22 protein-coding genes are annotated in these 24011 nt (G+C 74.2%); 18 read left to right on the forward strand and 4 right to left on the reverse strand.

The features are described 5' to 3' along the window. Positions 1–189 precede the first annotated feature (189 nt). Positions 190–1092, reverse strand: coding sequence for an HAD family hydrolase (locus FIP57_RS13750; RefSeq protein ID WP_148574002.1), 903 nt, complete (start codon positions 1090–1092; stop codon positions 190–192). Between the two features lie 48 nt (positions 1093–1140). On the opposite strand from FIP57_RS13750, the gene FIP57_RS13755 reads away from it, so the two are divergent. From FIP57_RS13755 to hemB, 7 genes are all read left to right on the forward strand, one after another. Further along, positions 1141–2745, forward strand: coding sequence for a class I adenylate-forming enzyme family protein (locus tag FIP57_RS13755; protein WP_203231214.1), 1605 nt, complete (start codon positions 1141–1143; stop codon positions 2743–2745). Next, complete coding sequence (locus FIP57_RS24445; RefSeq protein WP_148574004.1) at positions 2742–3092, forward strand: glutaredoxin family protein; 351 nt, start codon at positions 2742–2744, stop codon at positions 3090–3092. Before FIP57_RS13755 ends, FIP57_RS24445 begins: the two co-directional genes overlap by 4 nt. Before the next feature lie 164 nt (positions 3093–3256). Further along, positions 3257–3994: a redox-sensing transcriptional repressor Rex gene (locus FIP57_RS13765; protein WP_148574005.1), complete on the forward strand. Its 738-nt coding sequence runs from the start codon at positions 3257–3259 to the stop codon at positions 3992–3994. Beyond that, positions 3991–5295 (forward strand): glutamyl-tRNA reductase, encoded by a 1305-nt coding sequence (locus FIP57_RS13770; RefSeq protein ID WP_148574006.1) that lies wholly within the window; start codon positions 3991–3993, stop codon positions 5293–5295. Before FIP57_RS13765 ends, FIP57_RS13770 begins: the two co-directional genes overlap by 4 nt. Continuing rightward, on the forward strand, positions 5292–6242 hold the full coding sequence (hemC, locus tag FIP57_RS13775; RefSeq protein WP_238993449.1) for a hydroxymethylbilane synthase: 951 nt from the start codon (positions 5292–5294) through the stop codon (positions 6240–6242). The genes FIP57_RS13770 and hemC overlap by 4 nt, the downstream gene beginning before the upstream one ends. Before the next feature lie 76 nt (positions 6243–6318). Further along, positions 6319–7968 (forward strand): bifunctional uroporphyrinogen-III C-methyltransferase/uroporphyrinogen-III synthase, encoded by a 1650-nt coding sequence (locus tag FIP57_RS24055; RefSeq protein ID WP_148574007.1) that lies wholly within the window; start codon positions 6319–6321, stop codon positions 7966–7968. Positions 7969–7970: 2 nt separating this feature from the next. Beyond that, on the forward strand, positions 7971–8948 hold the full coding sequence (gene hemB / locus FIP57_RS24060) for a porphobilinogen synthase (protein ID WP_148574008.1): 978 nt from the start codon (positions 7971–7973) through the stop codon (positions 8946–8948). Positions 8949–9028: 80 nt separating this feature from the next. Here the strand turns inward: hemB and FIP57_RS13790 are convergent, their stop codons facing one another. Then, positions 9029–10411, reverse strand: a complete 1383-nt coding sequence (locus FIP57_RS13790) for a lytic transglycosylase domain-containing protein (RefSeq protein ID WP_148574009.1) — start codon at positions 10409–10411, stop codon at positions 9029–9031. 247 nt (positions 10412–10658) lie between these two features. On the opposite strand from FIP57_RS13790, the gene hemL reads away from it, so the two are divergent. Genes hemL through ccsB form a run of 6 tightly spaced genes read left to right on the forward strand, consistent with a single transcriptional unit; the run spans position 10659 to position 16650 of the window. Then, entirely contained in the window at positions 10659–11999 is a 1341-nt protein-coding gene (gene hemL / locus FIP57_RS13795; protein ID WP_238993450.1) for a glutamate-1-semialdehyde 2,1-aminomutase, read from the forward strand. Then, positions 11996–12682, forward strand: a complete 687-nt coding sequence (locus FIP57_RS13800; protein WP_148574011.1) for a histidine phosphatase family protein — start codon at positions 11996–11998, stop codon at positions 12680–12682. Before hemL ends, FIP57_RS13800 begins: the two co-directional genes overlap by 4 nt. Before the next feature lie 5 nt (positions 12683–12687). Then, on the forward strand, positions 12688–13296 hold the full coding sequence (locus FIP57_RS13805; protein WP_162529808.1) for a TlpA disulfide reductase family protein: 609 nt from the start codon (positions 12688–12690) through the stop codon (positions 13294–13296). A gap of 41 nt (positions 13297–13337) precedes the next feature. Beyond that, positions 13338–14054: a cytochrome c biogenesis CcdA family protein gene (locus FIP57_RS13810; protein ID WP_148574219.1), complete on the forward strand. Its 717-nt coding sequence runs from the start codon at positions 13338–13340 to the stop codon at positions 14052–14054. Then, positions 14054–15673 (forward strand): cytochrome c biogenesis protein ResB, encoded by a 1620-nt coding sequence (gene resB / locus FIP57_RS13815; protein ID WP_148574013.1) that lies wholly within the window; start codon positions 14054–14056, stop codon positions 15671–15673. The genes FIP57_RS13810 and resB overlap by 1 nt, the downstream gene beginning before the upstream one ends. Beyond that, positions 15670–16650, forward strand: coding sequence for a c-type cytochrome biogenesis protein CcsB (gene ccsB, locus FIP57_RS13820; RefSeq protein WP_148574014.1), 981 nt, complete (start codon positions 15670–15672; stop codon positions 16648–16650). The genes resB and ccsB overlap by 4 nt, the downstream gene beginning before the upstream one ends. A 190-nt stretch (positions 16651–16840) precedes the next feature. On the opposite strand, the gene FIP57_RS23255 is transcribed toward ccsB, so the two are convergent. After that, positions 16841–17068, reverse strand: a complete 228-nt coding sequence (locus tag FIP57_RS23255; RefSeq protein ID WP_162529809.1) for a hypothetical protein — start codon at positions 17066–17068, stop codon at positions 16841–16843. A gap of 69 nt (positions 17069–17137) precedes the next feature. Between FIP57_RS23255 and FIP57_RS23260 the strand changes: the two genes are divergently transcribed. Continuing rightward, positions 17138–17386, forward strand: a complete 249-nt coding sequence (locus FIP57_RS23260) for a DUF4229 domain-containing protein (protein ID WP_162529810.1) — start codon at positions 17138–17140, stop codon at positions 17384–17386. Positions 17387–17393: 7 nt separating this feature from the next. Here FIP57_RS23260 and FIP57_RS13830 read toward each other — a convergent pair whose 3' ends face one another. Further along, the gene (locus FIP57_RS13830) at positions 17394–18269 is read right to left on the reverse strand and encodes a 1,4-dihydroxy-2-naphthoate polyprenyltransferase (RefSeq protein WP_148574016.1); all 876 of its coding nucleotides are present in this window, start codon (positions 18267–18269) and stop codon (positions 17394–17396) included. Between the two features lie 156 nt (positions 18270–18425). On the opposite strand from FIP57_RS13830, the gene FIP57_RS13835 reads away from it, so the two are divergent. The 4 genes from FIP57_RS13835 to FIP57_RS13850 are packed head-to-tail and all read left to right on the forward strand — an operon-like array spanning position 18426 to position 24000. Continuing rightward, positions 18426–19451 carry an AMP-binding protein gene (locus tag FIP57_RS13835; protein ID WP_148574017.1) on the forward strand — a complete coding sequence of 342 codons (1026 nt, stop codon included), beginning with the start codon at positions 18426–18428 and terminating at the stop codon, positions 19449–19451. Continuing rightward, positions 19444–20391, forward strand: a complete 948-nt coding sequence (locus FIP57_RS13840) for an o-succinylbenzoate synthase (RefSeq protein WP_148574018.1) — start codon at positions 19444–19446, stop codon at positions 20389–20391. Before FIP57_RS13835 ends, FIP57_RS13840 begins: the two co-directional genes overlap by 8 nt. Beyond that, the gene (menD, locus tag FIP57_RS13845; protein WP_238993451.1) at positions 20388–22109 is read left to right on the forward strand and encodes a 2-succinyl-5-enolpyruvyl-6-hydroxy-3-cyclohexene-1-carboxylic-acid synthase; all 1722 of its coding nucleotides are present in this window, start codon (positions 20388–20390) and stop codon (positions 22107–22109) included. The genes FIP57_RS13840 and menD overlap by 4 nt, the downstream gene beginning before the upstream one ends. Positions 22110–22119: 10 nt before the next feature. Then, a complete protein-coding gene (locus FIP57_RS13850) occupies positions 22120–24000 on the forward strand; it encodes a Na+/H+ antiporter (RefSeq protein WP_148574019.1) in 1881 nt (626 codons plus the stop codon). Positions 24001–24011 lie beyond the last annotated feature (11 nt).

Genomic DNA, 24011 nt, shown 5'->3' on the forward strand with positions numbered 1-24011 from the left:
CAGCACTCCCTCCCGGATCCCTCCGGGCCTCCCAGGCAGCCGGTGGCCCTAGCCCAACCACCGAGTAACCACGACTGTAAACCGAGGTCCGGCTCGGGACCTAGTGCTCTGTGGAAGAACCCTCGATGACCAGACCGGGAAACGGGGGAATCCGCTGCTTCGTCCCGTTCGTCCCACCGCCCGAAGGGACTACCGGGCGCGCCGCCGGAGCGCGACCCCCGCCGCCACGCTGCCGGTCACCGCGCCGGCGACCGCCGCCGACGCCATCCCGACCCGGGCGGCCTTGCGGCCGGTGCGGTAGTCGCGGATCCGCCACCCTTGCTGCCTGGCGTGGTCGCGCAGCCGGGAGTCGGGGTTGATCACGCACGGGTCGCCGACGAGGTTGAGCATCGGGAGGTCGTTGTAGGAGTCGGAGTAGGCCGCGCACCGGCTCAGGTCGAGCCCCTCCTCCTCGGCCAGCGCCTTGACCGCGACGGCCTTCGCCGGGCCGTGCAGCAGGTCGCCGACGAGCCGCCCGGTGTAGACGCCGTCGACGTGCTCGGCGACGGTCCCGAGCGCCCCGGTGAGGCCGAGCCGGCGGGCGATCGTGGTGGCGATCTCGATCGGGGCCGCGGTCACCAGCCAGACCCGCTGCCCCTGGTCGAGGTGCATCTGGGCCAGCGCCCGGGTGCCCGGCCAGATCCGCTCGGCCATCGTCTCGTCGAAGATCTCCTCGCCGATCTCCTGCAGCTCCTCGACCCGGTGGCCCGCGATGAACGCCAGCGCGGAGGCCCGCGCCTCGGCGACGTGCTCGGGGTCCTCGACACCGACCACGCGGAAGTACGCCTGCTTCCACGCCGCGCCGAGGATGTCGCGGGTGGTGAAGAAGTGCCGGCGGTGGAGCCCGCGGGCGAGGTGGAAGATCGAGGCGCCCTGGATGATCGTGTTGTCGACGTCGAAGAACGCCGCGGCGGTGGGGTCGGCGGGCGGCTCGAGCGAGCTCTCGACCTCGCGGACGGCGAACGCCGCCTCCCCGGCGAGCGTCGACCTGCGCCGCAGGTCCCGCCGCTCCTCACGGCGCCGTCGGGCGGCCCCCGCGTGTCCCGAAGTCACGCCGCCAGCCTAGTGGGGGGTCCACCCTGCTGTGCCAGACTCACGAGCGTGACCGCGAACCTCGCCGAGCTCCTCGGTCGCGCCGCCGAGGAGGCACCCGACGGCCGTGCACTGGTGGTCCCGGCGACCGGGGCGTCGTACACCTGGAGCGAGCTCGACGCGGCTGTCGACCGTGCGGCGCAGGGGTTCGGCAGGCTCGGCCTCGTCGCCGGCAACCGCGTGGTCCTGGTGACCGGCAACCGCCCCGAGCTCGTGGTCGCGTACTTCGGCGCACTGCGCGCGAACCTCGTCGCCGTGCCGGTCAACCCCCGGGCGGCGACCGGCGAGCTGCTCACCGCCGTCACCGACTCCGGCGCCCGGCTCGTGGTCGCGGACGGCGCCACGGTCGAGGCGGCGCGGTCGGTCCTCGCCGGCATCGCCGACGCCCGCGACCACGCCGACGAGGAGGTCCGCGGCCGCACCGTCGTGCCGCGGCTGGTCACCGTCGACGCGATCCCGGAGCCGGGGGAGTGCGGCTTCGAGGAGCTGCTCGCACCCGCCCCGGACGAGCCGCCGCTGCCGCCGGCCCACGACCCCGAGTCGCTCGCCGTCCTGCTCTACACCTCCGGCGCCTCCGCGAGGCCGCGCGCCGCGATGCTCAGCCACCGCGCCCTGATCGCGAACATCGAGCAGGTCGGCGCGATCGAGCCGCCCGTGGTCGGCCCCGACGACGTGGTGTACGGCGTGCTCCCGCTGTTCCACGTCTTCGGGCTCAACGCGGTCCTCGGGCCGGTCGTCCACCGCCGGGCCACGCTCGTGCTGGTCGACGGCTTCGACCCCGAGCGGTCGCTGCGGGAGGTGCAGGAGCACGGCGTCACGGTGCTGCCCGTGGCGCCCGCCGTCCTCGCCCACTGGCGCCGGGTCGAGGGCCTCGGTGAGCGGCTCTCCGGCGTGCGCACGCTGCTCTCCGGCTCCGCGCCGCTCGCCCCGGAGGTGGTCGACGAGCTGCAGGAGCGGTGGGGGATCACCGTCCACCAGGGATACGGGCTCACCGAGGCTGCGCCGGTCGTCACCTCGACGCTCGTCGCCGGCCCGGGCACCCCGAAGCGCGGCTCGGTCGGACGGGCGGTGCCCGGCGTCTCCCTCACGCTGGTGGACGAGAACGGCCGACCGCCGGCAGGCGAGGACGCCGGCGAGATCTGGGTGAAGGGCGACAACCTCTTCGACGGCTACTGGCCGGACGGCGCCGGCGCCCCGGTGGACGGCTGGCACGCCACCGGCGACGTCGGGTACCTCGACGCGGACGGCGACCTGTTCCTCGTCGACCGGCTCCGCGAGATCGTCGTGGTGTCGGGGTTCAACGTCTACCCGAGCGAGGTCGAGGAGGTGCTCCTCGACGTCGACGGGGTGCTCGAGGCGGCGGTCGTCGGCGTCCCCGACGAGGAGACCGGCGAGGCCGTCGTCGCGTACCTGCGGACCGACGTCTCCGGCGCGGAGGAGCAGGCCGACCTGCGGTCCCGGGTGGCCGACGCGTGCGCCCGACGGCTCGCCCGGTTCAAGCACCCGGCCCGGATCGAGGTCGTCGACGCGCTCCCGCACACCGCCACCGGCAAGATCGCCAAGGGCCGGCTGCGGACCGCGCTGCGCCGCGGGTGGACGGAGCTGCTGGAGTGACGGGGCACCCGACCGGCCAGTCCACCGGGCAGCCGACCGACGAGCCTCGGGTGGTCCTCTACGGCCGCCCGGGGTGCCACCTGTGCGACGACGCCCGCGAGGTCGTGACCGCGGTGTGCGACGGGCTCGGCGAGCGCTGGGTCGAGGTCGACATCACCACCGACCCGGCGCTGGAGAGCCGGTTCGGCGAGGAGGTGCCGGTGACCTTCGTCGACGGCCGGCAGCACGACTTCTGGCGCGTCGACGCCGCCCGGCTCACGGCCGCGCTCCGCCCTCCGGAGAGCAGCGCGGGTGAGCGGCGGACCGGCCGGTGGCGGCTGGGACGCCGTTCGTCCGGCCCCGGTTGAGCCCGGATCGGGACTCTCGTCACGGCTCACCTGTGACCGGTGTCACCGCCTCTGGCTTGCCTTCCGGACGATTTTGTTCTCACGTTCACAAGCTCCTATTGTGGGTTGTCGGCCCCGGCGCTGCGGCCCGCCGGCGGGGCTGAGCGAAGCCAGGCAGGAGCATCGTGAGTCCAGCACGCACGGCGAACGGGAACGCCCCCGGCCTCCCCACGACGACGCCGGCTCGTGGGGTCGACGGTGCGGCTCCGCGAGGGATCCCCGAGGCCACCGTGGCCCGGCTCCCGGTCTACCTCCGCGCGCTCGTGGCGCTCGCCGAGCGCGGCATCGCCACCTGCTCCAGCGAGGAGCTCGCGGCGGCCGCCGGCGTGAACAGCTCCAAGCTCCGCAAGGACCTCTCCTACCTCGGCTCCTACGGCACCCGCGGGGTCGGGTACGACGTGGAGTACCTCCGCTACCAGATCGCCCGTGAGATCGGCGTGACCGAGGACCTCCCCGTCGTCATCGTCGGGATCGGCAACCTCGGCCACGCGCTGGCGAACTACTCCGGGTTCACCACCCGCGGGTTCCGCATCGTCGCGCTCCTCGACAGCGACCCCGACCGGGTCGACGAGGAGGTCGGCGGCCTCGCCATCCGCGGCCACGACGACCTCGAGCGGATCGTCCGCGAGGAGAACGTCGCGATCGGCATCATCGCCACCCCGGCCGCCGCTGCCCAGGCGGTCTGCGACCGGTTGGTCGCCGCCGGGGTGACCAGCATCCTGAACTTCGCACCGGCCGTGCTGTCGGTGCCGCCCGGCGTGGACGTGCGGAAGGTCGACCTGTCGATCGAGCTGCAGATCCTCGCCTACCACGAGCAGCGCAAGGCGCTGGTCCAGCCGATCGAGGGCGGGGTGACCGCATGAGCGTCCTGGTCGTCGGCGTCTCCCACCGCACCGCGCCCGTCGAGCTGCTCGAGAAGCTGGCGCTCGACCCGCCGCGCGTCGAGAAGCTGCTGCACGCCGTCCACCTCACCGACCACGTGCAGGAGGCGGCGGTCCTCGCCACGTGCAACCGGATCGAGATCTACACCGAGGTGGACCGGTTCCACGGCAGCGTCGAGGCGATCACCCAGCACCTCTGCGAGCTCGCCGAGCAGCCGAGCGAGTCGGTGATCCCGCACCTCTACGTCCACTACGACGACGGCGCGGTCTCGCACCTCTTCCACGTGGCGGCCGGGCTCGACTCGATGGTCGTCGGCGAGGGGCAGATCCTCGGCCAGACCCGCGAGGCGCTGCGCCTCGGCCAGGAGCTCGGCACCGTCGGCCCGGCGCTCAACGCGGCGTTCCAGCAGTCGTTGCGCGTCGCCAAGCGCACCCACGCCGAGACCGACATCGACCGCGCGGCGCCCTCGCTGGTCTCGGTGTCGCTCAGCCGAGCGGAGGGCCACGTCGGGCCGCTGCGCGGCAAGCGGGCGGTCGTCGTCGGGGCCGGCTCGATGGCCTCGCTCGCCGCCGCCTCCCTCCGCCGCGCCGGCGTGGGCGACCTCGTCGTGCTCAACCGCACCCCCGAGAAGGCCGCCCGCCTCGCCGTCGCCCAGGGCGGCAGGACCGCGCCGCTGGGTTCGCTGGCGACCGAGGTGGCCCAGGCCGACCTCGTGGTCTCGTGCACCGGCGCGGTCGGGCTCGTGGTCACCGCCGACCTGGTCCGGGAGGCCCGCGACGGGGTGGCGACCCCGCTGGCTCTGGTCGACCTCGCGCTGCCGCACGACGTCGAGCCGTCGGTCGAGGAGCTCCCCGGCGTGCTGCTGATCGGGTTGCGCCGCCTCGCCGAGGAGCTGGCCGGCGACGACGAGCAGCAGGTCTCCGACGTCGCGGGCGTGCGCCGGATCGTCCGCGAGGAGATCCAGGCCTTCCTCGACGCGCGCCGCCTCGCCAGCGTGACCCCCACGGTGGTCGCGCTGCGCACGATGGCGACCGGTGTCGTCGACGCCGAGCTCGAGCGGCTCGCCAGCCGGCTCCCGCAGCTCGACCCCGAGGTGCGCGCCGAGCTCGAGCTGACCGTGCGCCGGGTCGCCGACAAGCTGATGCACCAGCCGACGGTGCGTGTGAAGGAGCTGGCGAACACCACCGGAGCGGTGTCCTACGCCGCGGCGCTCGCCGAGCTCTTCGCCCTCGACCAGCAGGCCGTCGACGCCGTGACCCGCGCCGAGGGGGTGGAACGGTGACCGTCACCGCCGACGCCGCCACGCTGCGGGTGGGCACCCGCGCCTCGGTGCTCGCCCGCACCCAGTCCGGCCACGTCGCCGACGCGCTGGCCGCGGCCCTGGACCGTCGTACGACCCTGGTGGACGTCACCACCGAGGGTGACGTCACCCGAGCCCCGCTCGCCTCGATGGGCGGCGCGGGGGTCTTCGTCGGAGCGCTGCGCGACGCGCTGCTCCGCGGGGAGGTGGACGTCGCGGTGCACTCGCTGAAGGACCTGCCGGTCACCCAGCCCGACGACATCACGCTCGCCGCGGTGCCGCTCCGCGAGGACCCGCGCGACGTCGTCGTGGCCCGGGACGGGCTGACGCTGGGCGAGCTGCCCCCGGGCTCCCGGGTCGGCACCGGCTCGCCGCGCCGTGCCTCCCAGCTGCACGCGCTCGGCCTCGGCCTCGACGTCGTGGGGGTCCGCGGCAACGTGGACACCCGCATCGGCAAGGTGCGCTCCGGCGAGCTCGACGCCGTCGTGCTCGCCCGCGCCGGGCTGTCCCGCATCGGGCGGCTCGACGAGGTCACCGAGGTCCTCGACCCGCTGCAGATGCTGCCCGCCCCGGGCCAGGGAGCGCTCGCCGTCGAGTGCCGGGCCGGCGACACCGAGCTGGTGGCGCAGGTCGCCGCCGCGCTCGACGACCCGGCCACCCGCGCCGCGGTGACCGCCGAGCGGCGCGTGCTGGCGGAGCTCGAGGCCGGCTGCAGCGCGCCGGTGGGCGCGCTTGCGGAGATCGTCGAGGGCGACGATGGTGAGGAGCTGTGGGTGCGCGCGCTCGCGCTCTCGCTCGACGGCGCCCTCACCGTCCGGCGCTCCGCCAGCGGTCCGCCCGGCGACGCCGACGCGGTGGGCCACGCCCTCGCCGCCGAGATGCTCGAGCTCGGCGCCGCCTCCCTCCTGGGGGCGCCGCCCGTGACCTGACCGAGCCCCGCACCCTCGGTGGCCGCACCCGCCGCCCGCACAGCCCGAGCCATCCGCAATCAGCAAGAAGGCAGACGTGAGCAAGACCTCCCAGAGCAAGGCGACCACGACCGACGCGACGACCCCCGGCTCGGCCAGGCCGGCGGGACAGGTCGCGTTCGTCGGCACCGGTCCGGGGGACCCGGACCTGCTGACGGTGCGCGCGGTCGAGCTGATCCGCGCCGCCGAGGTGGTGGTCACCGAGGTGCCGGCACATGCGGACCTGGCGCGCCAGGTCCGCGCCGGGCTGCCCGAGGCCGAGCTCGTCGACGGCGGCTTCGGGACCGACGGCCAGCCGCTGACCCACGCCGCCCGCGCCAAGGTCGTCGTCAAGCAGGCGAAGACCGGTCGGCGGGTGGTGCGGTTGATGGCCGACGACCCGTTCCTGTTCGCCTCCGGGCCGCAGGAGGCCCAGGCGTGCGTCAAGGCGGGGCTCGCGTTCGAGATCGTGCCGGGCGTCTCGTCGGCCACCTCGGTGCCGGCCTACGCCGGCATCCCGCTGACCGCGAAGAGCGACCGTGAGGTCGCCGTCGTGTCGTGCGCGGACCTCAAGGTCGACTGGCGGCAGTACGCCGGCGGCAAGACCCTCGTGCTCCTCGGCGCCGCCGACTGCATCGCCGACGTGGCCGCGGCGCTGGTCGACGCGGGCCGGGCGACCGACACCCCGGTCGCGATGACCCGGATGGGGGCGACCACCGAGCAGTTCACCGTGGTCTCCACGCTCACCGACATCGCCGACGACGCCAAGCGCGCCGGCATGGCCGCCCCGGCCGTCACCGTCATCGGCGACGTGGTGGGGATGCGCGAGACGCTCTCCTGGTTCGAGACCAAGCCGCTCTTCGGCTGGCGGGTCCTGGTGCCGCGCACCAAGGAGCAGGCCGGCTCGCTGTCGGCGCGGCTGCGGTCGTACGGCGCGGTGCCGGAGGAGGTCCCCACGATCTCCGTCGAGCCGCCCCGGAACCCGCAGCAGATGGACAAGGCGGTCCGCGGCCTGGTCGAGGGGCGTTACGAATGGATCGCGTTCACCTCGGTCAACGCGGTGAAGGCGGTCAAGGAGAAGTTCGAGGAGTACGGCCTCGACGCCCGCGCGTTCTCCGGGCTCAAGATCGCCGCGGTCGGCGAGAAGACCGCCGCCTGCCTCGCCGAGTGGGGGCTCCGTGCCGACCTGGTGCCCTCCGGCGAGCAGTCCGCGCGCGGCCTGCTCGAGGACTGGCCCGAGTACGACGAGGTGCTCGACCCGATCAACCGGGTCTTCCTCCCGCGCGCCGACATCGCCACCGAGACCCTCGTCGCCGGGCTCCTCGAGCTCGGCTGGGAGGTCGACGACGTGACGGCGTACCGCACCGTCCGGGCCGCCCCGCCGCCGGCGCCGGTCCGCGAGGCGATCAAGACCGGCAAGTTCGACGCGGTCGTCTTCACCTCGTCCTCGACGGTGCGCAACCTCGTCGGGATCGCCGGCAAGCCGCACGCCTCGACGGTGATCGCCGTCATCGGCCCGGCCACCGCGAAGACCGCCGAGGAGCACGGGCTCCGGGTCGACGTGCTCGCGCCGAGCCCGTCGGTCGAGGTGCTCGCCGACGCGCTCGCCGACCACGGCGCTGCCCAGCGGGCCGCGATGATCGAGGCCGGCCAGCCGGTGACCAAGCCGTCGGAGCGTCGCCCCGCCGCCCGCCGCAGGGCGAAGTGACGGTGGACGGCCCCGTCGTCCGTCCCCGCCGGCTGCGGCGCACCAAGGCGCTGCGCGACCTCGTCGCCGAGACGACGCTCGAGCCGCGCCAGCTGGTGCTGCCGGTCTTCGTCCGCGAGGGCGCGACCGAGCCGGTGCCGATCGGCAGCATGCCGGGGGTCGTCCAGCACACCCGTGACTCGCTGCGGAAGGCCGCGGCGGAGGCGGCGCAGCTCGGGATCGGCGGGATCATGCTCTTCGGGGTGCCGGAGACCAAGGACGCCACCGGCTCCGCCGGGTGCGACCCGCAGGGCGTGCTCAACGTCGCGATCGCCGACGTGGCCGCCGAGGTCGGCGACGCGCTGCCGGTGATGGCCGACCTCTGCCTCGACGAGTTCACCGACCACGGCCACTGCGGCGTCCTCGCCGAGGACGGCTCGGTGGACAACGACGCGACGCTGGCGGTCTACCGCCGGATGGCCGTCGCCCAGGCCGAGGCCGGGGCCGACGTGCTCGGGCCCAGCGGGATGATGGACGGCCAGGTCGCGGCGATCCGCGACGCGCTCGACACCGCCGGGCACACCGACGTGGCCGTGCTCGCCTACTCCGCCAAGTACGCCTCCGCGTTCTACGGCCCCTTCCGGGAGGCCGTCGACTCCTCGCTCCAGGGCGACCGGCGCACCTACCAGCAGGACTCCCGGAACCGCCTCGAGGGGGTGCGGGAGGCCCTCCTCGACGTCGAGGAGGGCGCCGACATGGTGATGGTGAAGCCGGCGCTGGCCTACCTCGACGTGCTCCGGGAGGTCCGGGACGCGGTCCGGGTCCCCGTCGCGGCGTACAACATCTCGGGGGAGTACTCCATGGTCGAGGCCGCCGCGGCGAACGGCTGGATCGACCGCGAGGCCGCGATCCTCGAGACGCTCACCAGCATCCGGCGCGCCGGCGCGGACATCGTGCTGACCTACTGGGCGGCCGAGGCGGCCACGCTGCTCGACCGCTGAGGGCCGCCGGGCGGCTCCTGACGCAGCTCGGCCCGGTCACCGTGGGTGACCGGGCCGAGCGCTGTCCAGGAGGCGGAGGGTCAGCCCTTGCCGCCGCCGAGCAGCCCACCGAGCAGCCCCTTGACCAGTCCGCTCAGCCCGGCGACCACGCCGCCGACGGCGCCCTCGGCCGCCTCGACCGTCTTGCCGACCAGCGCGTTGGCGCACTGGGAGACCGCGGCACCGGGAGCGGCGCCGTACTGGTTCTGCAGCGCCGAGCGGCACATCGCCTCGGCCTGCGCGAGGGTGACGAGCGTCTGCTCGACGGTCTCGCCGACGTCCTTGACGGTGTCCTCGACCGGCTTGGTGACCTTCTTGACGGTCTCGCCGAGCTGCTTGCCGGCGTCGGTCCCCCCGCCCGTGCCGCCGTCGCCGCCGGAGCCGCCCGAACCGCCGCCGGGCAGGCCGCCGGTGTCCCCACCGGTGGACCCGCCGGTGTCGCCACCGGAGCCGCCGGTGCTGCCACCGGAGCCGCCGGTGCTGCCGCCGAGGTCGCCACCGAGGCCACCGCCGCCGCCGAGGCCCTTGCCGCCGCGGTCCTTGCCCGAGCGCGGCGGCTCGTAGCCGCTGGTGCCGCCGCCGACCACCGAGTCGCCGTACGACGGCGTGAAGGTCGTCGACCCCGAGGTGCTGTTCGGGACGGCGTTGTAGTCGCCGTCGGCGTAGGCGGCCATGATGGAGAGGACGAGCCGGACGTAGTCGTCGCTGTGGTTGTAGCGGTAGACCGCGGCTTCCTGGCCGGGGCGGGTGGCGAGGTCCTCGTCGCCGGAGCAGAGGTAGACCGCGGTGGCCAGGGCGGCGTCGTCGATGTCCTGGGGGTTGCGTTGGCCGTCGCCGTCGCCGTCGACGCCGACCACGGCCCAGGTGGAGGGGATGAACTGCATGGGGCCGACGGCGCGGTCGTAGCTCTGGTCGTTGTCGTAGCGGCCGGCGTCGGTGTCGGTGATCTTCGCGGTGCCGTTGGTGCCGTCCAGGGCGATGCCGTAGATGCCGGGCTCGGTGACGCCTTCGGCGGTCAGGGTGTTGCCGCCGTAGCGGCCGTGGTCGGACTCGACGCGGCCGATGGCGGCGATCAGGGGCCACTCGATGTTGCAGGAGGGGTCGGCGGAGTCGATGACCTGCGCGGCGCGCTGGTAGGCCGCCAGCGCCGCGGACGGGATGCCGTTCGTCGAGGCGTTCTTCACGACCTTGTCGGCCTGGCCGTTCGGGATGCCCGGGGCGATCTCGCCCGGGGCGGCGACGCTCGCCGGGTCCTCGATCGCCTCGCTGGGGACGGTGGTGCCGTCGGGGAGCTGGCCGCCCCCGCGGGAGTCGTCGGCGGTCGCGCTGGTCACCGCCAGGCTGGCGGTCCAGGCCCCGGAGAGCACGGCGAGCGGCACGAGCGCGGTCGCCTTCTGCCACGTGGTCAGGCGCGTGGTGGTCATCCCTGTGGTTCTCTCCCTCATCGGCCCGGCCGCTGCCTCCCCGGCAGTCGGGCGTCCTCCCTCGTACCCGGGTACAACTACCCGCGTAAACGTTGGTTACGCCTTCGGTCCGACCCACCGTGCGGGCCCGGGCACCGACCTATCGATGTGACACGGTTCACCACATATGTCACGAGCGCAAGGCCGGGTGGGCCCGCCTTGCCCGAGTCGGCGAGAATGGCCCGGTGATGACCCCGGTGACGCCGTCGTGAACGCCGCAGCCCCGCTCCCGACCGTGGCGTCCGCCGAGCTCTTCGCCCGGGCCCACGCGGTGACCCCCGGCGGGGTGAACTCCCCGGTCCGCGCCTTCAACGCCGTGGGCGGCACCCCTCGCTTCATCGCATCCGCACGGGGCGCCTGGCTGACCGACGTCGACGGCAACGAGTACGTGGACCTCATCTGCTCCTGGGGGCCGATGCTCCTCGGGCACGCCCATCCCGAGGTGGTCGCCGCCGTCACCGAGGCCGCCGCGCGCGGCACGTCGTACGGCACCCCGACGCAGGCGGAGGTGGAGCTCGCCGAGGAGATCGTCGGCCGCACGCCGGTCGACTCGGTGCGGCTGGTGTCGTCGGGCACCGAGGCGACGATGTCGGCGATCCGGCTCGCCCGCGGCTTCACCGGGCGCGACCTCGTCGTGAAGTTCGCCGGCTGCTACCACGGCCACGTCGACTCGCTGCTCGCCGCGGCCGGGTCGGGGCTCGCGACGTTCTCGGTGCCGGGCACCCCCGGCGTGCCCGAGGACTTCACCGCGCACACCCTCGTGCTGCCCTACAACGACCGTACGGCGGTCGAGGCGACCTTCGCCGAGCACGGCGACCGCATCGCCTGCCTGATCACCGAGGCTGCCCCCGGCAACATGGGGTTGGTCCCGCCCGAGGACGGCTTCAACCGGTTCCTCGCCGAGACCTGCGCCCGCCACGGTGCGCTGTTCGTCAGCGACGAGGTGATGACCGGCTTCCGGGTCACCCGCACCGGCCGCTGGGGGCTCGACGGCGCCGTGGAGGGGTGGCGCCCCGACCTCATGACCTTCGGCAAGGTGATGGGCGGCGGCTTCCCGGCGGCGGCCTTCGGCGGCCGGGCCGACGTGATGGCCCACCTCGCCCCGCAGGGCGCGGTCTACCAGGCCGGCACGTTGTCGGGGAACCCGGTCGCCGCGACCGCCGGGCTGACCACGCTGCGGCTCGCCACCGACGACGTCTACGCGCACCTCGACAAGGTCTCCCTCGCGATCCGCGAGGCGGCGTCCGCGGCGCTGGCCGAGGCCGGCGTGCCCCACGTCGTGCAGCACGACGGCACGATGTTCAGCGTCTTCTTCACCGAGGACGACGGCCCGACCCGGGTCCGCGACTTCGCCGACGCCTCGCGCCAGCGCACCGACCGCTACGGCGCGTTCTTCCACGCGATGCTCGACCACGGCGTCCACCTGCCGCCGAGCACCTTCGAGGCGTGGTTCGTCTCGGCCGCGCACGACGACCGGGCGGTGGACCGCGTGCTGTCCGCCCTGCCCGCCGCCGCGCGGGCCGCAGCCGCCGCGGGAGGCGCCGAGTGACCACCACGACCGTCCACCTGCTCCGCCACGGCGAGGTGCACAACCCGACCGGCATCCTCTACGGCCGGATGCCCGGGTTCCTCCTCTCCGACCTGGGTCACGCGATGGCGCGCCGGGTCGCCGACACCATCGCCGACCGCGACATCGTCCAGGTCTGGTCCTCGCCGCTCGAGCGCGCCCAGCAGACCGCACAGCCGCTCGCCGAGAAGCTCGGGCTGGAGATCGTGACCGACGCGCGGGTGATCGAGTCGAGCAGCAAGTTCGAGGGCAAGCGGTTCACCGTCGGCGGCAGCGTGCTCCGCAAGCCGTCGTCCTGGCGCTACCTGTGGAACCCGTGGCGTCCCTCCTGGGGGGAGCCCTACAAGCAGGTGGTCGCCCGGATGATGTCGGCGGTCAACGACGCGCGGCGGGCCGCCGAGGGCCACGAGGCCGTCGTCGTCTCGCACCAGCTCCCGATCTGGATCACCCGGTCCCACGCCGAGCGTCGCTCGTTCGTCCACGACCCGCGCCGCCGCCGCTGCACGCTGTGCTCGCTCACCTCCTTCACCTTCGAGGGGGAGCGGCTGGTGTCGCTGTCCTACTCGGAGCCGGCGGCCGACCTGATCCCCGTCAAGGCCCGCAACGCCCCGTTCTCCGCCGGCGGCGCCCCGGAGCAGGACGCGTCCGCCGCCACCCGAGAGTGATCCCCGTGCAGCTCCGCCCGCGGTTCCGCGCCGCCGTGCTCGTCGCCGCCCTGGCCGTCCTGGCTTCGGGCTGCTCGAGCGGCTCCGGGCTGAGCGCGGGCGACCAGGGGTTCGTCAGCGGTGACGGCAAGGTCACCGTGCTCGACGAGGCCGACCGGAAGGCCCCGAAGACCGAGGTGGCGGGCGAGAGCCTCGACGGCGAGGAGGTCGCCCTCTCCGACCACCTCGGCAAGGTCGTCGTGATGCCGGTCTGGGGCTCCTGGTGCGCCCCTTGCCGCGCCGAGGCACCGCTGCTCGCGGAGGCGGCGAAGGACCTCGAGGACGACGGCGTCGTCTTCCTCGGGATCAACTCCCGCGACCCCAACGTCACCGAGGCGCAGCAGTTCGTCGACGACTTCGGCATCCCCTACGACAGCATCCACGACCCCGACGGGCGCACGCTGCTCGCCTTCCACGGCACGCTCCCGCCCCAGACCGTGCCGAGCTTCGTCTTCATCGACGCCGAGGGCCGGGTCGCCGGCCGCGCGCTCGACAAGATCGGCCGCTCCACGTTGTACGGCGTGGTGGAGGACGTGCTCGGCCACGAGGTGTCGTCGGACCGGGAGAAGTCGTGAACCTCTCCGACTGGTTCGTCGAGCAGGTCACCTCGGGAACCATGCTGCTCGCGCTCCCGGTGGCCGCGGCCGCCGGGCTGGTCTCGTTCTTCTCGCCGTGCGTCGTCCCGCTGCTCCCCGGCTACGTCTCCTACGCCACCGGGCTCTCCGGCGCCGACCTCGAGACCGCCCGCCGCGGCCGGATGCTCGCCGGCACCTTCCTGTTCGTCCTGGGGTTCACGGTCTGGTTCGTCGTGCTCGGCACCCTCTCCGGCGCGCTGGGGGAGTGGCTGTGGGAGTACAAGCGCGAGATCTCGGTCGTCCTCGGCGGCGTCACCGTGGTCGTCGGGCTGGTCTTCATGGGGGCGCTCGGCTGGATCCCGTTCCTCCAGCGCGACGTGCGGGTGCACCGGCTCCCGGCGGTCGGACTGGCCGCCGCGCCGCTTCTCGGCATGCTGTTCGCGATCGGCTGGACCCCCTGCCTCGGCCCGACGCTGACCGCGGTGCAGGGGCTCGCCTACACCGAGGCCACCGCGGGGCGCGGGGCCGTGCTCAGCGTGGCCTACTCGCTCGGGCTGGGGATCCCGTTCATCCTCCTCGGCCTCGCCTACCGCCGGATGCTCGGCGCGGTCCGCTGGGTGCGCCGCCACCAGGTCTGGGTGACCCGGTTCGGCGGCGCGATGCTGGTCGCCGTCGGGCTGCTGCTGCTCACCGGCTGGTGGGAGCTCTGGGTCGCCGAGCTCCGCGGCTGGATCGTCGGCTTCGAGGCGCCCGTCTGATGGCCGTCACCGAGAAGGCGCCGGCCGCCGCGGGCCCGCCGCAGCCCCCCGCGCTCTCGCCGCGCGAGCTGCTCCGCTGGGCCTGGCGACAGCTGACCTCGATGCGGACGGCGCTGCTGCTCCTCCTGCTGCTCGCGCTCGCCTCCATCCCCGGCTCGGTCGTCCCGCAGAGCGACGTCGCGCCGGTCGACGTCGCCCGGTGGAAGCAGGACCACCCCGACCTCGCGACGGTCTACGAGAAGCTCGACCTCTTCTCGGTCTACGACTCCCCGTGGTTCAGCGCGATCTACCTGCTGCTGATGGTGTCGCTGGTCGGCTGCATCCTCCCGCGCACCGCGGTCTACCTCCGTGCCCTGAGGACCGCCCCTCCGCCGGCCCCGAGGAACCTCGGCCGCCTCCCGGCGTACACCTCGGTGGAGAGCGGCGACGCACCCGACGTGGTCCTCGAGCGTGCGCGGACCGCGCTGCGCGGGCGGCGCTACCGGGTGTCGACCGGCGACGGCTCGCTCTCCGGCGAGCGCGGCTACCTGCGCGAGGCCGGCAACCTGCTCTTCCACGTCTCGGTGATCGTGGTGCTCGTCGGGTTCGCCTACGGCCAGCTGTTCGGCTACAAGGGCGGGGCGATCGTCCTGGTGGGCAACGGGTTCTCCAACTCGCTCACGCAGTACGACGAGTTCGCCCCCGGGACCTTCTTCGACCCCGACGACCTGCCGCCGGTGTCGTTCACCGTCGACGACTTCGAGGCGGAGTTCCTCACCGAGGGGCCGCAACAGGGCCAGCCCGTCGACTTCGGCGCCGACCTCACCTACGTCGAGACCCCGGGCGACGAGCCGCAGGACTACCACCTCGAGGTCAACCAGCCGCTGCTGCTCGACGGGATGAGCGTCTTCCTCGTCGGCCACGGCTACGCGCCCGAGTTCACCGTCTGGGACGGCACCGGCGACGTCGCCTACCGCGGCGCGGTCCCGTTCCTGCCGCAGGACTCCAGCTTCGCGTCGTTCGGCGTCGTGAAGGTCACCGGAGCCCAGCCCGAGCAGCTCGGCTTCGACGGGATGTTCTATCCGACGTACTCCTTCACGATGGAGCGCGGCCCGTTCTCGGTCTTCCCCGACGCGCTCAACCCCGCGGTCTCCCTGCTCGCCTACCACGGCGACCTCGGGATCGACGCGGGCGAGCCGCAGTCGGTCTACGACCTCGACACCGACGCCATGGAGCGGTTCGAGAAGGACGACGGCGGCATGTTCCGCGCCGACATGGCCCCCGGCAAGAAGGTGACCCTCCCCGACGACCTCGGCGCGATCCGGCTCGACGGCTGGAAGCGGTGGGTCAAGCTCCAGGTCAGCCACACCCCGGGCAAGGGGATCGCGCTGACCGGCGTCGTGCTGGCGCTGGTCGGGCTGATGGGGTCGCTCTTCGTCCGTCGCCGCCGCGCCTGGGTGCGCGTGGTCGAGCGCGACGGCCGCACGTACGTCGAGGTGGCCGGCCTCGACCGCACCACCGCCGGCGAGGGGCTCGACGACGAGGTCCGCGAGCTGGCCGCCGCGATCTCCGGCCGGAGCGCCACGGCTACGCTGCCGGAGGACCCGGCACCCGAGGACGACAGGAAGGCCGACCGGTGACCACCGAGCAATTCGCCTCGTTCAGCGACAACGCCGTGATGTTCGCGGGCATCGTCTACGTGCTCGCGACGCTCGGCCACGTGGTCGAGTGGGCGGCCACGCTGGCCCGCCCGGCTGCGGTGCGGTCCGCGGTGGAGACCGCCGTGCCCGTTGGCGCGGGCGCGCCGGCCGCTGCGTCCTCGACGGCGTCCCCCGAGGACGACCAGCGCTCGGTGCGCATCGAGACCGCCGGGCGGATCGGCGTCGCGCTGACCGTCGTCGGCACGCTGCTGCTCGCCGCCGGGGTCGTCGCGCGGTCGTTCGCCAGCGACCCGTGGCGGGTGCCGTGGGGGAACATGTACGAGTTCACCTTGACCGGCGCCCTCGGCGTCGCCGCGATCTACCTCGCGCTGCTGCCGAGGATGCGGCTGCGGTGGATGGGGCTCTTCGTCACCACGTTCCTCGTCGTGGTGCTGATGCTGGCGAACCTCACACTGGAGCAGGAGGCCGGGCCGCTGGTCCCCGCCCTGCACTCCTACTGGCTCGTCATCCACGTCGGTGCCGCCATCCTCGCGACCGGCGCCTTCGCGGTCGGAGCCCTCACCGCCGGGGTGTTCCTGCTCAAGGCCGGCGTCGAGAGGCGAGGCAGCACGCGGCTGCACGGGCTGCTCGAGATGTTCCCGAGCTCCGACGCCCTCGACCGGCTCTCCTACCGGCTGCACGCCGTCGGGTTCCCGCTGTGGACCTTCGCGGCCCTCATCGCCGGCCCGATCTGGGCCGAGTACGCCTGGGGCTCCTACTGGAACTGGGACCCCAAGGAGGTCTGGGCGTTCATCACCTGGGTGATCTACGCGGCGTACCTCCACGCCCGGGCCACCGCCGGCTGGAAGGGCAAGGCGGCCGCGATCATCGCGCTGATCGGCTTCGCGACGCTGCTGTTCAACTTCGTCGGGATCAACTTCTTCTTCGGCGCCTCTTCCCAGCACAGCTACGCCTGAGCGGACCCGCTCGTACGCCTGAGCGGACCCGCTCGTACGCCTGAGCGGACCCGCTCGTACGCCTGAGCGGACCCGCTCGTACGCCTGAGCGGACCCGGGTGTTGAGCCGCCCCTCGTGGCGCGCGGAACGCGGTTGAGCCGCCCTTCGTGGCGCGGTCGAGCGCGCCACGAAGGGCGGCTCAACGACGGATCACTGGTCGGGGAGGTCCTTGCGGCGCTTCCGCTCGAGCCAGCGGAGGAAGTCCTCGTCGTCGTCGGGGGCCACCTGACGGGGCGGAGGGCCGCTGCGGGGGCGCCTGAGCCGGGGACCCTGCGAGGGGTGACCGGACCGCTTGCGCTCCTGAGCGCCCATCACCCGGTTGGTGAGCGCGTAGATGATCACTGCGATGAGCAGGACCACGAGCAGGAACTTGAGCACGCCTCCACTGTAGGTCGCCCGGACCAGGGTGTCTGCGGTGCGGTCGGTCGGGCTGCCTATGGTGGTGGGGTGAAGGAGTTCTGGACGTACACCGCGGCGCGGTTCGGGCTGTTCGCCACCTGCTACGTCGTGGTGCTCGGCGTGGCCTCGTTGGTGACCGACGGCGGGCTCCCCGTGCTCTGGCCGCTGCTGGTCGCGGCGGTGCTGTCGACGGTGCTGTCGACGTTCATGCTCCGGGGGCTGCGCGAGCGGTTCGCGGACAAGGTCGTCTCCCGCGCCGACCGGATGTCGACCGCGCAGCAGCAGCCTCCCGAGTGATCCCGGGTCAGCGCCCGACCAGCAGCCCGACGAACATCCCCACGCCGTAGAACAGCTCGGCGGTCCCGGTGAGCTGCAGGACCGGCACCAGCCCGCGCCCCTTCGTCCCCCGGGCGACGATCCGGGCGGCCCGGCTCCCGGGCAGCGCGGCGGCCAGCGCGAGCAGTGCCCACCAGGTCGTCTCGAGTGCGACACCGACGAGCGCCACGACGGCCGCCCCCAGCAGCACCACGAACAGCGCGCGGGTCCGGCCGTCGCCCAGCAGCACCGCGAGGGTCCGCTTGCCGGCCACCTCGTCCGTGGGGATGTCGCGCAGGTTGTTCGCCACCAGGAGCGCGCACGCGATGGCGCCGATCCCGACAGCGGCGTAGACGGCCGCGGGCGGCCACGACTCGGTCTGGACGTACGTCGTGCCGACGACCGCGACCAGCCCGAAGAACACGAAGACCATCACCTCGCCGAGCCCGAGGTACCCGTAGGGCTTCGACCCGCCGGTGTAGAACCACGCCGCCACGACGCACACCGCCCCGACGGCCACCAGCCACCACGCCGTCGTCGCGGCGAGCACCAGCCCCGCGACGGCAGCGACGCCGAACGCCGCGAACGCCGCCCGCTTGACCGCGCCCGGGGCGGCGACCCCGGAGCCGACGAGACGGAGCGGGCCGACCCGGTCGGCGTCGGTGCCACGGATGCCGTCGGAGTAGTCGTTGGCGTAGTTCACGCCGACCTGCAGCGCCAGCGCGACGACGCCGGCGAGCACCGCCTTCCACCAGACCGCCTGGTCCAGGTGGGCCGCGACGCCCGTGCCGGCGAGCACCGGCGCGACCGCCGCCGGAAGGGTCCTCGGACGGGCGCCCTCGACCCACTGCGCTGCGGTTGCCACGGGGCACGATCCTGCCACCCGGCGCCGGGCTCCAGACGGTGGGGCCACCCGGACGGGCAGCTCCCCGGCGAAGGGCCCCGGAGAGCCTGGACGGAGGTAGAGCTGCACGTCCGACCGGCCCGCTCGCCCGGAGCGCTCGCCGCATACGGTGGACCGGTGAGCGAAGCCGGCCTGCGTCCCGTCCGGGGGACCGCGGAGGAGCTGCTCGACCTGCTCCGCGGCTGGCGCGACGCCGACGACCCGGCCCCGCTCGTCATCGAGACCTCCGGCTCCACGGGACGCCCCAAGCGGGTCGTGCTCTCCCGCGCCGCGATGCTGGCCTCGGTCGCGGCGACCCACGAACGGCTCGGTGGTCCGGGCCAGTGGGTCCTCGACCTGCCCGCGCACCACGTCGCCGGCGTCCAGGTGCTCTTCCGGTCGGTGGTCGCCGGGTTGGACCCGGTCGTCGCGGGCGGCCCCGTCGCCGCAGCCGAGGCCGTGACGGCGGAGCGGTGCTACCTCTCGATGGTCCCCACCCAGCTGGTGCGGGCGCTCCGCGACGAGCAGGTCACCGATGCGCTCACCCGGTTCGACACCGTGCTCGTCGGCGGCGGGCCGCTCGACCCGCAGGTCCGGCGGGCGGCGGAGGAGCGCGGGGTCCGCGTCGTGCAGAGCTACGGGATGTCGGAGACCTGCGGCGGCTGCGTGTACGACGGCCGCCCGCTCGACGGCGTCCGGCTCCGGATCGACGACGACGGCCAGGTGCTGGTCGGCGGGGCCGTGCTCTTCGACGGGTACGACGGTGAGCCCGACCGCACCGCCGAGGTGCTCGTCGACGGCTGGCTCCGGACCGCCGACCTGGGCCGGATCACCGACGACGGCCGGCTCGAGGTGCTCGGCCGGGTCGACGACGTGGTGATCAGCGGCGGCGTCAACGTGCCGACGCCGGCGGTCGCCCGCATGCTCCGCGCGCACCCGGCCGTCGAGGACGCGCACGTCGTCGGCGTGCCCGACCCGGAGTGGGGGAGCCGCGTGGTCGCGGTCGTGGTCGCCGACCCGGTGCCCTCGCTCGACGAGCTGCGCGACCTCGTCACGCCGCGAGCCTGGGCCCCCCGCGGCCTGGTCCGCGTCGACGCCCTGCCGCTGCTGCCCAACGGGAAGGTGGACCGGCTGCGGGTGGAGGAGGTCGCGGCGCGTGGCTGAGCACGTCTGGTCGATCCCGATGCGCACCCGGTTCCGCGGCATCACGGTCCGCGAGGGGATGCTGCTGCGCGGCAACGTCGGGTGGGGCGAGTTCAGCCCCTTCCTCGAGTACGACGCCCGCGTCGCCGCCCCCTGGCTCGCCGCCGCCCTCGAGGCCGCCGACGAGGGGTGGCCCGCGCCGCTGCGCGACCGGGTGCCGGTCAACGTGACCGTCCCCGCCGTCGGCCCGGAGGACGCCCACCGGATCGTCGCGGGCTCGGGCTGCGCCACCGCGAAGGTGAAGGTCGCCGAGCCCGGCCAGTCCACGGCCGAGGACGAGGCCCGGCTGGAGGCGGTCCGCGACGCGCTGGGGCCGGCCGGCAAGGTGCGCGTCGACGCCAACGGTGCCTGGACGGTCGGGGAGGCGGTCACGGCCCTGCGGCTGCTGGACCGCGCCGCCGGCGGCCTGGAGTACGCCGAGCAGCCGTGCGCCACCGTCGAGGAGCTCGCGTCGGTCCGCCGCCGTGTCGACGTGCCGATCGCCGCGGACGAGTCGATCCGCCGGGCGGAGGATCCCTACCGGGTGCGCGACCTCGAGGCGGCCGACGTCGCGGTGCTCAAGGTGCAGCCGCTCGGCGGGGTGCGTTCCTGCCTGCGGATCGCGGAGGACATCGGGCTCCCTGTGGTCGTCTCCAGCGCGCTGGAGACCAGCGTGGGGATCGCCGCGGGAGTGGCCCTCGCGGCGGCCCTCCCGTCGCTCGACCACGCGTGCGGGCTGGCCACGGTCCGGCTGCTGACCGCCGACGTGGTGGCCGAGCCGCTGCTGCCGGTCGACGGGCACCTGCCCGTCGTACGCCCTGACGTGGACGCCGGACGTCTCCGTGCGGTCGCCGCGGCACCGGAGCGGCAGGCGCACTGGGCGGCGCGGCTGGCCGCGATCAGGCAGGATCGGGGGCTGTGACCGACCCCGGGAGCGCCGTGCCCGCCAACGCCGCGACGGCGCTCGCCACCACCGTGGTCGACGAGCTGGTCCGTGGCGGGGTCGCGCACGTCGTGCTCAGCCCGGGGTCGCGGTCGGCCGCACTCGCCTTCGCGGTCCACGACGCCGCGGCCGCAGGTCGACTGACGTTGCACACCCGGATCGACGAGCGCACCGCCGGCTTCCTCGCGCTCGGCATCGCTCGGACCTCGCGGCGTCCGGTCGCGGTCGTCACGACGAGCGGTACGGCGGTCGCGAACCTGCACCCCGCGGTGCTCGAGGCCTCCCACGCCGGCGTGCCGATCGTGCTCGTCACCGCCGACAGGCCAGCGTCCCTGCGCGGCACCGGCGCCAACCAGACGACCGACCAGGTGAAGCTCTTCGGAGGGGCGGTCCGGGCGTTCGCGGACGTGCCGGCCGGGGCTCCCGGGGTCCGCGAGGAGCCCCAGCTCCGGGGGTGGCGAGGGCTGGTCGCCCGCGCGCTGGCCGCCGCGACCGCGGTGGGCTCGCGGGGACCGGTGCACCTGAACCTCCAGTTCGACGGCCCGCTCGTCCCGGACGTCACGGACGGCTGGTCGACGCCGGTCGCCGGACGGCCCGATGACCGCCCCTGGACGGCCACCCCGGAGGCGGCGGCCGCCGACGGGTGGGAGGGGCTGGTCGACGACAGCCGGACCGTGGTGGTGGCCGGGGACGACGCCGGCCCGCCGGCCCGGGTGCTCGCCGAGGTCGGCGGGTGGCCGTTGCTGGCGGAGCCCACCAGTGGGTCCCGGACCGGCACCCACGCGATCCGCACCTACCGGCTGCTGCTCGGCACCGACCTGGCCGACCGCGTCGACCGCGTCGTCGTCTGCGGCCACCCCACGTTGAGCCGTCCGGTCACCCGGCTGCTCTCGCGCGCCGACGTCGAGGTGGTGGCCGCGGTCGCGCCCGGAGCAGCGAGCCGCGGCTGGACGGACCCGGGTCACGCGGTGAGCCGGGTCGTGGAGCTGGCGCCGCCGTCGGAGCCGGCCGAACGACGGGTCACCCCCTGGTTCGAGGAGTGGCGGGAGCGCGACGCCGAGGTCGGCGGTCGGCTCGACGCGCTGCTCGACGGTTGGGCGCCGCTGACGCCGCACCACGTGGCCGGTGCCGTGGCCCGGGCCCTGCCGGCCGGCGGGCTGCTGCACGTCGGCGCGTCGAACCCGGTGCGCGACCTCGACCTGATGGTGCCGCGCTACGACGTCGGCGACCGGCGGATGGTCGTCGCCAACCGGGGGCTCGCCGGGATCGACGGCACCGTCTCCTCCGCGGTCGGTGCCGCGCTCGGCCGGCCGTACTCCACCCGCTCCCTCGCGCTGCTCGGCGACGTCACGTTCGTCCACGACACGACCGGGCTCGTCCTCGGGCCCGAGGAGCAGCGGCCGCCGCTCACGCTCGTGGTGGTCAACGACGACGGCGGGAGCATCTTCGCGGTGCTCGAGCAGGGCGCCGACGCGCACGCGGCCTCCTTCGACCGGCTGTTCGGCACCCCGCACGGCGTGGACCTCGCCGCGCTCTGCGCCGCCACCGGCACCCCGCACACCCGCGTCACCGACCGCGACGCCCTCGACCAGGTGCTGGCGACGCCGCCGTCCGCGATCGAGGTGGTCGAGGCCGTCGTACGCCGTGACGACCGGCGGCGGCTCGACGAGGCGGTGCGGGAGTTGGCCCGACCCTGAGGATGGTCCCGTGCACGTCGCGATCTGGATGGTCTGCCTGGTGGCCACCATCGTCACCGGGTCGGTGGTCGCGCGGCGGGTGAACCTCCCGGCGCCGGTCCTCCTGGTGGCGCTCGGGGTGCTGGCGTCGTACCTCCCCTTCGTGCCGGAGGTCCGGCTCACCGCCGACATCGTCCTCGTCGGGCTGCTGCCGCCGCTGCTCTACAACGCGGCGCTCCAGACGAGCCTCGTCGACTTCTCGGCGCACCGGGTGCGGATCCTGTCGCTGTCGGTCGGGCTGGTCGCGTTCACGACCGTCGGCGTCGCGCTGGTCGTGCACACCGTCGTGCCGTCGATCGACTGGTGGGCGGCGTTCGCGATCGGCGCCGTCGTCGCCCCGCCCGACGCCGTGGCCGCGACCGCGGTCGCCCGCCGCATCGGGATGCCGCGTCCGGTCGTGACCGTCCTCGAAGGCGAGTCGCTGCTCAACGACGCGACCGCGCTGGTGGCGCTGCGGACGGCGGTCGCCGCCGGGGCGAGCGCGGTGAGCCTGTGGGAGATCGGGCTGGACTTCCTGCGCACCGCTGCCCTCGGCGTGCTCTGCGGCCTGCTGGTGTACGTCGTGGTCGCGTGGGTGCGCCGCCACGTGACCGATCCCGTCGTCGACACGTCGGTGTCGGTCGTGACGCCGTTCGTCGCCTACGTGCTGGCCGAGGAGCTGCACGCCTCCGGGGTGCTCGCCGTGGTGATCGCCGGGCTGCTGCTCGGCCACCGCGCCCCCGTGCTCCAGACGGCGTCGTCGCGCATCGCCGAGGGGCTGAACTGGCGCACGGTCTCGTTCCTGCTGGAGAACGCCGTCTTCCTGCTGATCGGGCTGCAGACCCACTGGATCCTCGAGGGCGTCGCCCGCAGCACCCTGTCGGTCGCGACCGTCGTCGGCACCTGCCTCGCGGTGTTCGTCGCGGTCATCGTGCTCCGGATGGTCTGGCTGCTGCCGCAGCGGGTCGTGCTGTTCCGCTACCTGCCCGAGCGGGTCGACCGCGTCCCGCTCAGCGACACGCTCCTGATCGGGTGGGCCGGGATGCGCGGGGTGGTCACGCTGGCCGCGGCTTTCGCGATCCCGGCCGACGCCCCGCACCGCGAGGTGCTGCTGCTGGTCGCGCTCTTCGTGACCGCGGCGACGCTGTCGGTGAACGGGCTCTCCCTGCCCTGGCTGGTCCGCCGGCTCCACGTCCGTGGCCCCGACCCTCGGGAGGACGCGCTCGCCCGTGCGGACGTGCTCACCGCGGCGTCCCAGGCGGGCCGGGCCCGGCTCGAGGAGATCGAGGCCGAGGAGGACGAGCAGGACGTGCAGGTGCGCGAGCTGCTCCGCTCGAAGCTCGAGCAGCGCGACTTCGCCGCGTGGGAGCGGCTCGGGCCGCACGTGGCGGAGGGGGAGACGCCGAGCGAGAGGTACGCACGGCTCAGGCTCGACATGCTCGACGCCGAACGTGCAAGGGTGCTGGAGATCCGCAGCATGGGCCGGGTGCCTCACGAGGTCGTCGAGGACGTCCTGGCCACGCTGGACGTGGAGGAGTCGATGCTCGCCTACCGGGTGGCGCGTCGGGCCTCCGTGGTCGACGCGACCGTGACAGGAGAGGTGGTGAGCGCGGTGCCCGAACGGTGTGAGCACCTGGAGTCGACCGAGGACCGGCCCGAACCCGAGGACCGGCGGTGCGAGGACTGTGTGCGGGAGGGAAGCACCTGGGTGCACCTGCGCCAGTGCCTCGCCTGCGGCCACGTCGGCTGCTGCGACTCCTCGCCGCGGCGCCACGCGACCGCGCACTTCCACGAGAGCGGCCACCCGGTGGTGCGCTCCGCCGAGGTGGGCGAGAGCTGGCGGTGGTGCTTCGTGGACGACCGGTTGGGCTGACCCGGCGCCTC

This window comes from Nocardioides caldifontis (assembly GCF_008087345.1).
GTDB classification, from domain to species: Bacteria; Actinomycetota; Actinomycetes; order Propionibacteriales; family Nocardioidaceae; genus Marmoricola_A; species Marmoricola_A caldifontis.

Excerpts from the sequence above, each read along its gene's own strand:
- FIP57_RS13770 (WP_148574006.1), top strand. The coding sequence starts at position 3,991 with ATGAGCGTCCTGGTCGTCGGCGTCTCCCACCGCACCGCGCCCGTCGAG.
- FIP57_RS13790 (WP_148574009.1), bottom strand. The coding sequence starts at position 10,411 with ATGACCACCACGCGCCTGACCACGTGGCAGAAGGCGACCGCGCTCGTG.
- FIP57_RS13810 (WP_148574219.1), top strand. The coding sequence starts at position 13,338 with ATGCTGCTCGCGCTCCCGGTGGCCGCGGCCGCCGGGCTGGTCTCGTTC.
- resB (WP_148574013.1), top strand. The coding sequence starts at position 14,054 with ATGGCCGTCACCGAGAAGGCGCCGGCCGCCGCGGGCCCGCCGCAGCCC.